Source organism: Herbinix hemicellulosilytica, from assembly GCF_002904165.1.
GTDB classification, from domain to species: Bacteria; Bacillota; Clostridia; order Lachnospirales; family Lachnospiraceae; genus Mobilitalea; species Mobilitalea hemicellulosilytica.
Genome location: NZ_CVTD020000015.1, coordinates 319,265 through 333,640, shown reverse-complemented (window position 1 = coordinate 333,640; position 14,376 = coordinate 319,265). Strand labels below are relative to the sequence as shown.

The following is a 14,376-nucleotide window of genomic DNA, read 5'->3' as shown; positions in this document are numbered from 1 at the left end:
TTTGTTGTATGCATTAGGGGAAAGTAGATTAAAATTAAGTCAGGCAGTAAAAATATCAGGCATATGTAATGATTACATTTGTATTACAAATGCATTTGCTTGGTTAAACAGATGTAATAATTACATATGTTTCTTATATACACATGTATTAATTTCTGCCGGCAAGGACTGATAGAATATGAATTTAAGAGTTGCCATAATATTTATATAACGTTTAATTAGGGGGTGTCCGCAAAAGTTTTTAAAAAACCCTTTTGGGACACCCTTGTTTAATGATATACTATGAAATGGGTGTTATTGTATGAATGAAAACAATCTGAAAATACCGAATCATGTTGCAATTATATTGGACGGCAACGGCAGATGGGCAAAAAAAAGAATGATGCCCAGAAATTACGGCCACGCTCAGGGAAGCAAAGTCGTAGAAAAAATATGCGAAGATGCTTACCGTATGGGAATAAAATATCTTACGGTATATGCTTTTTCAACAGAGAACTGGAAAAGGCCGAAAGAAGAAGTGGATGCCTTAATGAAGCTTCTTCGAAACTATCTTGAAACCAGTATAAGTACCAGTAAGAAAAATAATATGAGAGTAAGAATTATCGGTGATATTTCCGGACTTTCGCAGGATATACAGGAAAAAATCCGGGAACTGGAAGAAGCCTCAAAGATGAATACAGGCCTGAATTTTCAGGTTGCAATAAATTACGGAAGCAGAGATGAGATAATTCGTGCGGTTAAAGCCTTGTCAAAGGATGTATTGGAAAATAAGGTAGCCCCGGATAATATAAACGAAGAACTGTTTTCACAATATCTGGATACCAGGGGGATACCGGAACCGGATCTTTTAATCCGTACCAGCGGTGAACAAAGGTTGTCCAATTTCCTTTTATGGCAAATGGCTTATACGGAATTTTATTTTACCGATGTGCTTTGGCCTGATTTTAATAAGGATGAATTATTAAAAGCCGTCGAGTATTATTCAAGCAGAACAAGAAAATTCGGCGGTATAATTGAGTAGGAAAGAGGTAAACCATGTTTAAGACAAGATTAATCAGCGGTATTATTCTTTTGGCAATAGCCATAACGGTTGTAGTAACGGGAGATAAAGTGCTTTTTGGGACTCTGCTTTTAATTTCTTTAATAGGTATGTCAGAGCTTTATAAGATATTAAAGATTGAAAAATCGCCGGTCGGAATCGTAGGGTACCTGGCGGCACTTATTTATTATTGCTTGATTTATTTCGAAAAAACAGAATATCTTATGCCATTGTTTATAATTTTTCTCTTGCTGATTATGATAATATATGTGGTCTCATACCCAAAATATCGGATTGAACAGGTTATGACAAGTTTTTTTAGCCTGTTTTATGTGGCTGTAATGTTATCTTATATATACAGGGTACGAATTTTTGAAGACGGGGCTATTTTGGTGTGGCTTATTTTTATAGGAGCCTGGGGCTCCGATACCTGTGCCTATGCTGTGGGTATGGTTTTGGGAAAACACAAGGCCTTTCCCAGGCTTAGCCCGAAAAAATCCGTTGAAGGCTGCATAGGAGGAATTTTGGGGTCAGGATTAATTGGATTTTTATATGCGCTTGCTTTGGGAAGCAAAATTACGGAAGTAAATAATCCCAAGCTTTTATTTGCCATTATCGGCGCAGCAAGCAGTGTGATTTCCCAGACCGGAGATTTGGCTGCTTCGGCAATTAAAAGAAATTTTGAAATAAAAGACTATGGAAAATTAATTCCTGGCCATGGCGGGATATTGGACAGATTTGACAGCATAATTTTTACCGCCCCTATAGTGTATTATCTGGCGGTATTGTTTCAGAATATAACACAATAATAGATGAAAAGCTACATAAGATATCAAGACACAAAAAGGACATAATTCTTTGATAGGATTTTATACGGAGGAAATATGAAAGAAATTGCGATATTGGGTTCTACCGGTTCTATCGGTGTCCAGACCCTGGAGGTTGTAAGACAGCACAGGGATGAAATAAAAGTAAGGGCCCTGGCAGCCCATTCGAATATTGACCTTTTGGAAGTTCAGATTAGGGAGTTTTGCCCTGATCTTGTCTGCGTCTTTGATGAGAATAAGGCAAAGGACCTTAAGGAAAAAATAAAGGACCTTCCGGTCCGTGTTGAAACCGGAATGGACGGGTTAATTGCCTGTGCAACTTTTAATTCAGCCGATACGGTTGTTGCGGCTATGGTAGGCATGATAGGGATTATACCAACCGTAGAAGCTATAAAAGCAGGAAAAAACATAGCCCTGGCCAACAAAGAAACCTTGGTGACTGCAGGGCATATTATTATACCTTTATGCAAGGAGAAAAAAATTAATCTTTTGCCTGTAGACAGCGAACATTCTGCCATATTTCAGGCCCTTAACGGTGAAGACAGAAAAAATATTCATAAAATCCTGCTTACGGCATCAGGCGGCCCGTTTCGGGGGATGAAAAAAGAAGACCTGAAAGATGTTACCGCAAAGGATGCCTTAAAACATCCGAACTGGAAGATGGGCCCAAAGATAACGATAGATTCAGCGACATTGGTAAACAAAGCGCTGGAAGTTATGGAAGCCGCATGGCTTTTTGATATTTCCATAGAAAAAATCCAAATTCTTGTCCATCCCCAGAGTATAATTCACTCAATGGTGGAATACTTAGACGGAAGCATAATTGCTCAGATGGGGCTGCCGGATATGAGGCTTCCCATTCAATATGCCCTTTTTTATCCCGAACGAAAGGAATTGAAACCGGGAGAAAGGCTTGATTTTATAAAGTTAAAGCAGCTTACTTTTGAAGAACCCGATACGGAAACATTTTACGGGCTGAAACTGGGCATAAAAGCCGGAGAAACCGGCGGGAGTATGCCTACGGTCTTTAACGCAGCCAATGAAAGGGCGGTAGCAAGATTTTTGGAGGGGAAAATAAGATTTTTGGATATTCCTAAGCTGATAAATTTGGCAATGGAGAATCATACCCTTATTTCTTCTCCTACATTAAATGAAATTCTTAACATAGAACAGCAGACATATGATTTTATAGAAGAAACCATAAAATCCGGCAAGCTTGACTAATTAGCCGGATACCGGAAAGGAAAATGCATATGAACATTTTTATAGCAATACTAATTCTGGGTATTATAATTTTTATCCATGAGCTTGGTCACTTTTTGCTTGCAAAGAAGAACAATATAACGGTAACTGAGTTTTCTTTGGGAATGGGGCCGAGAATCGCAAGTTTTGTAAAAAACGGCACCAGATATTCCATAAAACTTTTACCGATAGGCGGCTCCTGCATGATGCTCGGAGAAGACGAAGAAGTGGAAGATGAAGGAGCCTTTCATAAGAAGGGAGTATGGGCAAGATTTTCAGTTATTTTTGCCGGTGCTTTCTTTAATTTTATCCTGGCTTTGGTATTGGCATTTGTGATAACAAGCTCTGCAGGGGTTGATTATCCCGAAGTCTTAAATGTCAGGGAAGATACGGCAGTATATGAAGCAGGGTTAAGAGACGGGGATATAATAAAGAAAATTGACGGAAAGAGAATAAATTTCGGTAAGGAATTGGATTTATATTTCTTTTTCAATCCGGTAAACGGAAAGCCGATAGATGTTACCTATGAAAGGGACGGAAAAACTTATAACACAACCGTTTATCCCAAACTTTTGCCGCCTCATTACAGACTTGGAATCGAGTACAGCAGTGAAACGGATGAGGCCATTCTTTTGGTGGTTGAGCCGGGCCTGCCTTTTCATGAAGCCGGAATTGTACCGGGGGATGTTATAACCAGCATTAACCAAACCCCGATAAAATCGGGAAAGGATATGGCGGAATATTTTGAGGCCAATCCGTTGACGGGAGACCCCGTAGAAATAACCTATATTCACGGAAAAAGCGAAAAAACCGCAACTGTTACACCAAAATTAGTAACGTCAGGTTACGAATTGGGATTGAGCTATAATTTATACAGGGAAAAAGTTTCACCGCGTAAGGCTATTAAGTACAGCTTTATGGAGCTTAAATATAATATTAACTATACCATAAGCAGTTTAAAATATCTTATATCCGGCAAGGCAAGCCTCAATGAAATCAGCGGGCCTGTTGGAATTGTTACTATTGTAGACAACATAGTGGAACAGACTGAGGATGAAGGAGTAGGCTTTGTATTTCTTAACCTGGTGAATTTCGCTATGTATTTAAGTGCTAACCTGGGTGTTATAAATCTTCTTCCTTTGCCTGCCCTGGACGGGGGAAGGCTTGTATTTCTTATAATAGAAGCAATAAGAAGAAAGCCGATACCCAAAGAAAAGGAAGCAATGGTGCATTTTGTTGGCCTTGCACTCCTGATGATTTTAATGATTATTGTAGTATTTAATGACTTCAGAAAAATATTCGGATAAAAGCCAGGACTTAAGGCTTCGGTATCGGAAAGGCGTGATAAAATGTATAGAGAACATACGAAAGTAATTCGGATCGGAAACAGGGTAATAGGAGGCGGTAACCCCATTCTGATCCAATCTATGACAAATACAAAAACCGAAGATGTAAAAAGTACTGTCGAACAGATAAACAGGCTTGCCAAGGCGGGTTGCGACATAATCCGCTGTGCGGTGCCAAATATGGAAGCCGCAAAAGCCTTAAAGGAAATAAAGAAGCAAATTAGCATACCTTTAGTTGCGGATATCCATTTTGACTATAGGCTTGCTATAGCCGCCATTGAAAATGGGGCCGATAAGATCCGTATAAACCCTGGCAACATCGGAAGCGATGAAAAGCTAAAAGCGGTTGTTGATGCAGCAAAGGAAAGAAACATCCCGATTCGGGTGGGAGTAAACAGCGGGTCTTTGGAAAAAGACATACTGGCAAAGCATGGCCATGTAAATGCCGAGGGACTTGTAGAGAGTGCTTTAAATAATGTTAAAAGAATTGAGGATATGGGTTATGATAATCTTGTTATAAGTATAAAATCCTCCGATGTACTGATGTGCATAAAAGCCCATGAACTTATTGCAAAAAAATCCGATTATCCTCTCCATGTAGGCATAACCGAAGCCGGCACCATAAATGCAGGAAATATAAAATCCTCGGTTGGCCTTGGTATAATACTTTATCAGGGAATCGGGGATACGATCCGTGTATCCCTGACCGGGGACCCGGTAGAGGAAGTCAAAACCGCAAAGCTTATACTAAAGACTTTAGGATTCAGAAGCGGTGGCATAGATATTGTATCTTGCCCTACCTGCGGCAGGACACAGATTGATTTGATCAAGCTTGCCGGTCAGGTGGAAGAGATGGTGGCAGATTTTGATCTTAATATCAAGATTGCCGTTATGGGCTGTGTTGTAAACGGGCCGGGTGAATCAAGTGAAGCCGATATAGGAATTGCCGGCGGCAACGGGGTCGGTATTTTAATAAAAAAGGGTGAAGTTATTCGTAAAGTCCCGGAAAATGAGCTTCTTGACGCCCTTCGTCATGAACTGGAAAACTGGAAATATGAATAATTATTTACATAACATGTTTACGTAAATAATTAACCGATGTATTAAAGAATCAAATTAAAGAACGATTACCGGATAAAGAATGGGTGGATGCTCCATGCTGTTTTTTGAAGCTTTTGAGAATTTGAAATGTGACAGTGAATTATGGGATGTATTCAGTTCTGTTGAGGTTGTGAAGGCTGTTGCTTCAAGACAAAATAAAACCATAAGTATTCATATAAAAAGCAACAAGCTTATACACAGGGCAGAAATCAGAAAAATGGAAGAGCTGCTTTATCGGCAGCTCTTTAAAAGAACCGGCAATAAGGCCTTTATAGAACCTTATTTTGAACTTGAGGACAATTACAGCTTCGAAAAGCTGTTTTCTATATATTTTGACAGCCTCTTGGAGGAGCTGAAAGAAGAAAGTATTTTAACTTACCATATTTTGACCCAGGCAGATATAAAAGCCGAGGATAACCGCATTGTTGTGAAATTAAGGGAAAACTGCGTTGTTGTCGATAAATGCGAAAAACTTAAAGTATATTTTACTGATGTATTTAAGAAAAGATTCGGTTATGACATATCAGTGTCTTTCGAATACATAAAAAGCGAGGAGAACAGAAAAATTAGGCTACCGGCATTCTTAAGGGAAAACGGGGACGACGATGATGATGACGGGACATACGTTGATCCTTATTATGAGTTTGTAAAAGCCGATGAACTTAATAAAACAAACGGTAATAATGCGGCTGAAAGCAATGAAAATGACATGTGGGATCCGGCCAATTACGGTTTTGACAAGGACAATGATAACAACAATATAATAACTGATGACAATTATATTTACAGTGCTGCCGAAAATTTTGGTTATGTCCAAAACTCAGGCGGTAACGGTAATAATTTTGATAATGTAAACGGTAAAAACAGCAGTAACAATGACGGTAAAACAGGCGGGAACGGCAGCAATGACAACAACGGTAAAACGGGAGCTAACGGAAAGGCAGAAACTTTCAGTCCCGATAACAGTTCAACCTTTAAGAAGAGCAAATACCGCAAGCTTCCTGCCGACCCGTCGGTTATATACGGCAGAAATTTTGAGGGCAGCATCATACCTATAAGTGATATTATCGGGGAAATAGGCGAAGTAGTTATCCGAGGCATGATAAGAAAGCTGGAAACAAGGCCTATCGGAAACGACAGATGTTTAATTATGTTTGTCCTGACCGATTTTACGGATTCCATAAAAGTAAAGATATATGCAAAAAACGAACAGCTTGAGGAGATACTTGCAAATCTTAAGGAAAAATCTTTTTATATGCTTAAAGGCATAGCCATGACGGATACTTTTGAACGGGATATTACCGTAGGCAGCGTTGTTGGCATCAAAAAGATTGATGATTTCAGAATAAAACGGATGGACAGGGCTTCTCAAAAGAGAGTGGAACTTCATGCCCATACCATGATGAGCGATATGGATGCGGTTGTGGATGTAAAAAAATTGGTTAAGCGGGCCTTTGAGTGGGGGCATCCGGCTGTAGCCATAACGGATCATGGCGTGGTACAGGCTTTCCCTGAAGCAAATCACGCTTTAAATCCCAAGGATTATTCCGACCCGGAAGAACAGGCCAGAGCAAAGGCATTTAAGGTAATATACGGTATGGAAGCTTATCTGGTGGATGATATTAAGGAGGTCGTAACCAACGGACGGGGACAGAGCCTTTCGCAGGATGATTTTGTCGTTTTTGATATTGAAACCACTGGCCTAAGCAAGAACAAGGACAAAATCATAGAAATAGGTGCGGTTAAAGTATCAAAGGGCCAAATTACCGACAGGTACAGCACATTTGTTAATCCCAATATGCCCATACCTTACGAAATTGAGCAGTTAACCGGCATAAACGACAGTATGGTTGCCGATGCTCCTTTGATTGAACAAGCCCTTCCGGAATTTTTGGAATTTTGTAAAGGATGTGTACTTGTAGCCCATAATGCTTCGTTTGATACGGGCTTTATTATAAAGAATGCCAAGGACCTAGGGCTTACATCGGATTTTACATATATCGATACCGTAGGCTTATCCAGGATTTTGCTTCCTAACCTAAACAAACACAGACTGAATATTGTGGCAAAGACACTGGGTGTTTCTTTGGAAAATCACCACAGGGCGGTGGATGATGCGGGAGCAACAGCCGAGATATTTGTTAAATTTATTGAGATGCTAAAGGAAAAAGGCATCGACAATATAAATGATATAGATAAACTAGGAAAGATGTCTGCTGAAGCCATAAGGAAGCTTCCCAGTTATCATGCCATACTGCTTGCAAGAAACGATGTAGGCCGAGTAAACCTTTATAAGATGGTATCACTGTCCCATATAGAATATTTTAATAAAAGACCCAAGATTCCTAAAAGCCTTTTGATGGAGTGCAGGGAAGGAATTTTGGTCGGTTCTGCCTGTGAAGCGGGAGAAGTATTTAGGGCAGTTTTGGAAAACGAATCTGATGAGTATATCGAAAGAATCGTTAATTTCTACGATTATCTGGAGATACAGCCTCTTTCCAATAACGAATTCTTAATCCGAAGTGACAGAGGGGACGAAAGAAACATTAACTCCATAGAAGATTTAAAAAGGATAAATAAAAGAATCGTGGAGTTAGGTGAAGAGTATAATAAACCGGTAGTGGCAACTTGTGACGTGCATTTTCTAGATCCGGAGGATGAAGTATACAGAAGGATACTTTTAGCCGGCCAGGGTTACAAGGATGCCGATACGCAGCCTGCCCTGTATTTCAGGACAACCGAAGAGATGCTTAATGAGTTTTCTTACCTTGGCAGGGAAAAAGCCGAAGAAGTGGTCATAACCAATACCAACCTGATAGCCGATATGATAGAAAAAATATCTCCGGTTCGGCCGGATAAATGCCCGCCGGTACTTCCCAATTCCGATGAGGAGTTAAGAAGGATATGTTACGAAAGAGCCCATGCCATATACGGAGAAGAACTTCCAAAGCCCGTAAAGGACAGGCTGGAACATGAGCTAAACTCCATTATATCAAACGGATTTGCGGTTATGTATATAATTGCTCAGAAACTGGTTTGGAAGTCCAACGAGGACGGATATCTGGTAGGTTCCCGCGGCTCTGTAGGATCTTCCTTTGTTGCTACCATGGCGGGAATAACCGAGGTTAACCCCTTGCCGCCTCATTATTACTGCAGCAATTGCCATTACAGTGACTTTGACTCCGAAGAAGTTAAAAAGTATGCGGGAAGTTCAGGATGTGACATGCCGGATAAAACCTGCCCCGTATGCGGAAACCTGCTTAATAAAGACGGACACGATATTCCATTTGAAACATTCCTGGGCTTTGACGGGGATAAAGAGCCTGATATTGACTTAAACTTCTCCGGTGAATACCAAAGCAGGGCTCATGAATATACCGAGGAAATATTCGGCGAAGGTCATACTTTCCGAGCAGGGACCATAGGTACCCTGGCGGACAAGACCGCTTACGGCTTTGTAAAAAATTATTTTGAAGAACGGGGCATACATAAACGGAGTGTGGAAATAGAGAGGTTATTGGAAGGCCTGGTCGGTGTAAGACGGACCACAGGCCAACATCCGGGAGGAATTGTTGTTTTACCCCACGGGGAAAATATTTATTCCTTTACACCGGTACAGCGGCCTGCCAATGATATGAATTCCAAGACTATTACCACCCATTTTGACTACCACTCCATTGATCATAACCTGTTAAAACTGGATATACTGGGCCACGATGACCCTACCATGATTCGTATGCTGGAAGACCTGACGGGAGTGGACGCAAAGAAAATCAAACTTGATGACCAAAAAGTTTTATCCCTGTTTAGTGATACAAGTGCTCTGGGGATTAAGCCTGAGGATATCGGCGGATGTGAACTGGGGTGCCTTGGCATACCGGAATTCGGAACGGATTTTGTTATGCAGATGGTCAAGGAAGCAAAGCCTAAGTCATTTTCGGATTTGGTCCGTATTTCCGGCTTAAGCCACGGTACTGACGTATGGCTTAACAATGCCCAGGACCTTATCAGAGACGGAATTTGTACTTTGTCCACCTGTATCTGTACCCGTGACGATATCATGACTTTCCTGATTAATTCCGGAATGGAGCCAAGCCTTTCCTTTAAGATAATGGAAAGCGTAAGAAAGGGAAAAGGCCTTACTCCCGAGATGGAATCGGCTATGCTTGCGGCAGGGATACCGGAATGGTACATCAAATCCTGTAAGACCATTAAGTATATGTTCCCTAAGGCCCATGCGGCAGCGTATGTTATGATGGCATTCCGTATAGCCTACTTTAAAGTATATTATCCGCTGGCTTACTACTGTGCCTATTTTACGATTCGTGCATCGGCATTCAACTATGAGCTGATGTGCCAGGGCAGAGAACATCTGGAAGCTGTTATGGCCGACTATAAGCGCAGGTTTAATACCCTGTCTAAAAAAGAACAAGATACCTATAAGGATATGCGTATCGTTCAGGAAATGTATGCAAGAGGCTTTTCCTTTGTTCCCATAGATATATACAAGGCAAAAGCCACCAAGTTCCAGATTGTCGGAGATAAGCTGATGCCGTCACTGAATTCCATAGACGGAATGGGAGAAACGGCGGCAAATGCGGTGGAAGAAGCCGCTAAGCAAGGAAAGTTCTTATCAAGAGACGAATTTAAGACCCGCTGCAAAGTAAGCTCCACCCTGGTAGATACCATGGTAAGGCTGGGAATATTGGATGATCTGCCTCAATCAAACCAGATGTCGCTGCTGGATTTTCTTCAGTGAGTGTCAGGTACCTGGTACGATTGTGTTAATTGATGAAACAATTTGAAAAATTTGCACAGTAATAGACACCATAATCTGGTTGTATATTGCATATTGATAAAATAATTTAAAATAAACGAACATATTATACAATATATCTCACGACAACTAATGTAGCAAAATGAAAGATATTGGAATAAAATGACAAGAACAGTTGTATTAATTGGCGAAAAAATTTAAAAAATTAAAAAAAAGTACTTGCATTTTATAACGGAATAGTATAATATAAATATTGTTCCGTGGCTCGTTGGTCAAGCGGTCAAGACGCCGCCCTCTCACGGCGGAAACAGGGGTTCGATTCCCCTACGAGCTGTACTTAAAGGTGTCAGGCATCGCAAGTATTACGGTGTTTGGCACTTTTGATGTAAGAAGGCTCTGTGCCAGGTATTTCGGTAAGTTTTTGGGCTTACCGATTTACTTGACACAGAGCCATTTTCAATTTATATATGTAATTTCATATCGATTAGATAATCTTTTTAAGCTGTTCCCAGGGGCCGAACTGAAGTGTAACTTTTGTGTTTTCATAACCTTTGAGATGTTTTATTATTACAATAATTGAAATGAGTATACCACCGTAACGGATGCCGGGAATAGGACAGTAACGGAGACAATACATTGAAAATAAGGCATAAGATACGATGCAGCGAAGGCTGTTCGGACGGATAATGACGAAGAAAGTAAAGAAAAAAAGCAGCATAGCAAGTACCAATACAATATAGCTATTTGGCATAAGCCCCAATAAGCATCCGAAGGAAGATGCTATGGCTTTACCTCCGTGCCAATTAAATAACGGAGCGGTAGCATGCCCTAAAACAGGTGCGGCAAGAACAGGTATAAAATACAGGCTTTCTATATCCAGATGCTTAGAAGCCAGATAAATAGGTATAAATCCCTTCAACACATCAAGAATAATGGCAGGGATACCGTATTTTACTCCCGCATGTTTAATGACATTGGCGGCACCGGGATTTTTGTCGTCACTTACCTCGGTAATATCTATACGGCAAAAATATTTTGCAATCATATAACTGTAAAGGATACTTCCGGATAAGAAGCCTGCCACAGTAAAAAGCAGATATTGAATCAAACTATCATTCCTTCCTTTCTTTTCAGATCAGTAAGAAACATATAAATCTTGTCTAAGGTATTGCGGGATATATTTCTGCTTTGGGCCTCAATTATTTGGTTTCTGTATGAATCGTCACCGCACATTTTTAATGCAGCTATTAACTGATTTTGAATATTTTTGCTTGAATATGACATATTCCTTTTATTGAAAAACCGGGCGTTTTTGGTTTCGCAGCCGGGAATAGGAGCGGTATGAATTATAGGTATATTTTTTACGGCCGCTTCCGTGCTGCTTAGACCTCCCGGTTTTGTAAACAAGACATCACAGGCATCCATTATAAGAGGTACATTCTTACAATAGCCACAGATAGCTACATTGTCAAAATCACCGTAATCAGCTTCTAATTTACTTTTAAGCTTTTGATTAGTTCCGCATATAACGACTATATTTACACCGGTATAGTGCATATTAATTATGGCATTTACCAGTTGATGAACTTTACCGTATCCCATGCTACCCGACATTATCATGTACCAAGGTTTGGAAGGGTCAAATTTAACATTGTAAATTTCACAAAATTTCCTTCTGGCTTCTTGTTTGGGAAGCTTCGCATAAAAATCGGGATTGACAGGAATACCGAAAGGGAGGAGTTTCTCTTTCGGAATACCACGACGTATAAACTCATCCATGAGATCTTCATGAGGAATGATGTAATAATCAAGTTCGGTTTCTTCCCAGAAAGGAATGCAGGTGTAGTCTGTATTTACTGCTATGGTTTTGGCATTTATGGATTTTTCTCTCTTTAAAGCCGTAAGGGCTTCGGCAGGAAAAAGGTGCGTAGTGATTACCGTATCAAATCCGTTGGTATTTATATAATCTTGCAACTGTTTGCGATAGCTTCTGTTCAAATAATAAACCGGCGACTTTACTTTTGGATTGCTTAAGAGACTTCCGGCACTGTATATAATTCCGAAAAGAAACGGAATATTAATCACACTAATATATGCAGAGGCAGCCCTTTTTGAAGTTTGCCTGCTTTTTAGGGTTAAAGCATCAAGCATTTGACATTCAACATTAACTTTTTTGAGATATTCGTATATTGCAATGGCTGCCGAATTATGCCCTCCCCCTGTATCACAGGAGAGAATCAGCACCTTCATATGACATCGTCCCTTTCTGGTTATATGATATAATATTGGGTGTCAGGCACTGTTAACAAATTATGAATAAAATTTGAACATTTTGTAACTTGTATCAAATCATTTATCAGTTTTATTAATAACAATGATAAGAAAAAAATGGGTATGGCAGTATTGACAACAGTTTATAAATAATATAATTTAACCATATCTAAAGCAATTAAAGTATTTGCTGATTACAGGGAAAGAGGGATATCGTATGAAACTCATCTATCAGGGAAAAACCAAAGATGTATACCAATTGGAAGACGGAAATTATTTGCTCAAATTTAAAGATGATATGACCGGTGAAAATGGGGTATTTGATCCCGGTGCCAATACTGTAGGATTAACGGTAGAAGGAGCCGGCAAGGCAGGGTTAAAGCTTACAAAGATGTTTTTTGAAAAGCTTAGGGACGAAGGAATACCTACACATTATATTGATTGCAATATAGAAGAGGCGACCATGAAGGTAAAGCCGGCTACTTTATTCGGAAACGGCCTTGAAGTTATATGCAGGTTCAGAGCAGTAGGAAGCTTCATTCGCCGTTACGGAATGTATGCAAAAGAAGGCCAGCCGCTTGATTCATTTGTTGAGGTAACATTAAAAGATGATGCCAGACAGGATCCTCCTATAAGCGAAGATGCTCTGCATATGCTTGGAATTCTTACAAGAGAGGAATATAAAATACTTAAAGACCTTACTATAAAAATATCAAACATAATAAAAGATGAGCTGGCAAAAAAAGGCATTGAACTTTATGATATCAAACTGGAATTTGGCCGTATCGGTGAAGACAAGCATATAGCATTAATAGATGAAATATCCGGCGGAAATATGAGAGCATATAAAGACGGAAAATACATAGAACCCCTTGAGCTTGAGAAACTTTTGGTGAATTAACCTGGGTGTCAGGTACTGTTAATAAATAATGAACAAGACAAGATGTCTTGTTTACAATTTATTTACAGTACCTGACACCTTTTACAATACCTCATTCAAAAAATTATGATATTGCCCAATATACTTTATTTGTAAATCATGTTAGAATATAACAAGTACCGTTTCTAATATTCTTTAATCATTTCTATTTATTTTTATGTTCCAAAAAATTTCCCATGCCGCTAAATTTTAAATTTTATCGGTGATTACTTGCATCAAATAATTTAGAATAGATGAAGGGAGGAAAGCCTATAGCACGTCAACCAAGAATATGGTATCCTGGTGCTGTATACCATGTGGTTGCCAGAGGCAATCGCAAAGAAGATATATTCAGGCAAATAGAAGATTATAAGGTCTATATGAAATTCTTAAAGAAAGTAAATGAAAAATATCCGTTTAAATTATACAGCTATTGTTTGATGGGAAATCATGTTCATTTGCAGATAGCAACTATTGACAGTGAGATATGGAAGATCATGAAGGGTATTCATTGGATGTATTCAATGTATTTCAATGAGAAATATGATCTTACCGGTCATCTTTTTCAGGGCAGATATTATTCGGAATTAATTGATACCGAATCATATCTTTTACAGACCAGTAAATACATACATCTAAATCCGGTAAAGGCAGGTATTGTAGAAAAACCAATTCAATATCCTTGGAGCAGCTACGGGGTTTTTATGGGCTTGTATAAGAATGATTTGGTAGATGAGAATGCTATTTTATGTTTGTTCCAAAACGGCAGCAGGGACCTGTATAGAGAATATGTGGAAGGTGTCTGAAGGTGTCAGGTACTGTTAATAAATTATGAATACAGAGGAGGTTGTTGG

Annotated in this window: 10 protein-coding genes and 1 tRNA gene; 9 read left to right on the top strand and 2 right to left on the bottom strand. The window is 39.5% G+C overall.

The features are described 5' to 3' along the window. The first annotated feature begins 316 nt into the window (after positions 1-316). The 7 genes from HHT355_RS06565 to HHT355_RS06535 all read left to right on the top strand — a co-directional run bounded on the left by HHT355_RS06565 (position 317) and on the right by HHT355_RS06535 (position 10,666). Complete coding sequence (locus tag HHT355_RS06565; RefSeq protein WP_103202750.1) at positions 317-1,021, top strand: isoprenyl transferase; 705 nt, start codon at positions 317-319, stop codon at positions 1,019-1,021. Positions 1,022-1,035: 14 nt separating this feature from the next. Then, entirely contained in the window at positions 1,036-1,848 is an 813-nt protein-coding gene (locus HHT355_RS06560; RefSeq protein ID WP_103202624.1) for a phosphatidate cytidylyltransferase, read from the top strand. A 75-nt stretch (positions 1,849-1,923) separates the two neighbouring features. Next, positions 1,924-3,090 (top strand): 1-deoxy-D-xylulose-5-phosphate reductoisomerase, encoded by a 1,167-nt coding sequence (locus HHT355_RS06555; RefSeq protein ID WP_103202623.1) that lies wholly within the window; start codon positions 1,924-1,926, stop codon positions 3,088-3,090. A gap of 29 nt (positions 3,091-3,119) precedes the next feature. Continuing rightward, positions 3,120-4,415, top strand: coding sequence for an RIP metalloprotease RseP (rseP, locus tag HHT355_RS06550; protein WP_158245909.1), 1,296 nt, complete (start codon positions 3,120-3,122; stop codon positions 4,413-4,415). Between the two features lie 42 nt (positions 4,416-4,457). Beyond that, positions 4,458-5,516, top strand: a complete 1,059-nt coding sequence (gene ispG, locus HHT355_RS06545) for a flavodoxin-dependent (E)-4-hydroxy-3-methylbut-2-enyl-diphosphate synthase (RefSeq protein ID WP_103202621.1) — start codon at positions 4,458-4,460, stop codon at positions 5,514-5,516. 94 nt (positions 5,517-5,610) lie between these two features. Continuing rightward, positions 5,611-10,314 (top strand): PolC-type DNA polymerase III, encoded by a 4,704-nt coding sequence (locus HHT355_RS06540; protein WP_103202620.1) that lies wholly within the window; start codon positions 5,611-5,613, stop codon positions 10,312-10,314. Positions 10,315-10,594: 280 nt separating this feature from the next. Then, positions 10,595-10,666: transfer RNA gene (locus HHT355_RS06535), tRNA-Glu, on the top strand. A 150-nt stretch (positions 10,667-10,816) separates the two neighbouring features. On the opposite strand, the gene HHT355_RS06530 is transcribed toward HHT355_RS06535, so the two are convergent. Further along, entirely contained in the window at positions 10,817-11,440 is a 624-nt protein-coding gene (locus HHT355_RS06530) for a glycerol-3-phosphate acyltransferase (protein ID WP_103202619.1), read from the bottom strand. After that, on the bottom strand, positions 11,437-12,582 hold the full coding sequence (locus HHT355_RS06525) for an MGDG synthase family glycosyltransferase (RefSeq protein ID WP_103202618.1): 1,146 nt from the start codon (positions 12,580-12,582) through the stop codon (positions 11,437-11,439). Before HHT355_RS06525 ends, HHT355_RS06530 begins: the two co-directional genes overlap by 4 nt. A 238-nt stretch (positions 12,583-12,820) precedes the next feature. Between HHT355_RS06525 and HHT355_RS06520 the strand changes: the two genes are divergently transcribed. Beyond that, the gene (locus HHT355_RS06520) at positions 12,821-13,504 is read left to right on the top strand and encodes a phosphoribosylaminoimidazolesuccinocarboxamide synthase (protein WP_103202617.1); all 684 of its coding nucleotides are present in this window, start codon (positions 12,821-12,823) and stop codon (positions 13,502-13,504) included. 272 nt (positions 13,505-13,776) lie between these two features. Then, on the top strand, positions 13,777-14,328 hold the full coding sequence (locus tag HHT355_RS06515; protein ID WP_242967566.1) for a transposase: 552 nt from the start codon (positions 13,777-13,779) through the stop codon (positions 14,326-14,328). The last annotated feature ends 48 nt before the right edge of the window (positions 14,329-14,376 follow it).

Excerpts from the sequence above, each read along its gene's own strand:
- HHT355_RS06560 (WP_103202624.1), top strand. The coding sequence starts at position 1,036 with ATGTTTAAGACAAGATTAATCAGCGGTATTATTCTTTTGGCAATAGCC.
- HHT355_RS06555 (WP_103202623.1), top strand. The coding sequence starts at position 1,924 with ATGAAAGAAATTGCGATATTGGGTTCTACCGGTTCTATCGGTGTCCAG.
- rseP (WP_158245909.1), top strand. The coding sequence starts at position 3,120 with ATGAACATTTTTATAGCAATACTAATTCTGGGTATTATAATTTTTATC.
- ispG (WP_103202621.1), top strand. The coding sequence starts at position 4,458 with ATGTATAGAGAACATACGAAAGTAATTCGGATCGGAAACAGGGTAATA.
- HHT355_RS06540 (WP_103202620.1), top strand. The coding sequence starts at position 5,611 with ATGCTGTTTTTTGAAGCTTTTGAGAATTTGAAATGTGACAGTGAATTA.
- HHT355_RS06525 (WP_103202618.1), bottom strand. The coding sequence starts at position 12,582 with ATGAAGGTGCTGATTCTCTCCTGTGATACAGGGGGAGGGCATAATTCG.
- HHT355_RS06520 (WP_103202617.1), top strand. The coding sequence starts at position 12,821 with ATGAAACTCATCTATCAGGGAAAAACCAAAGATGTATACCAATTGGAA.
- HHT355_RS06515 (WP_242967566.1), top strand. The coding sequence starts at position 13,777 with ATGAAGGGAGGAAAGCCTATAGCACGTCAACCAAGAATATGGTATCCT.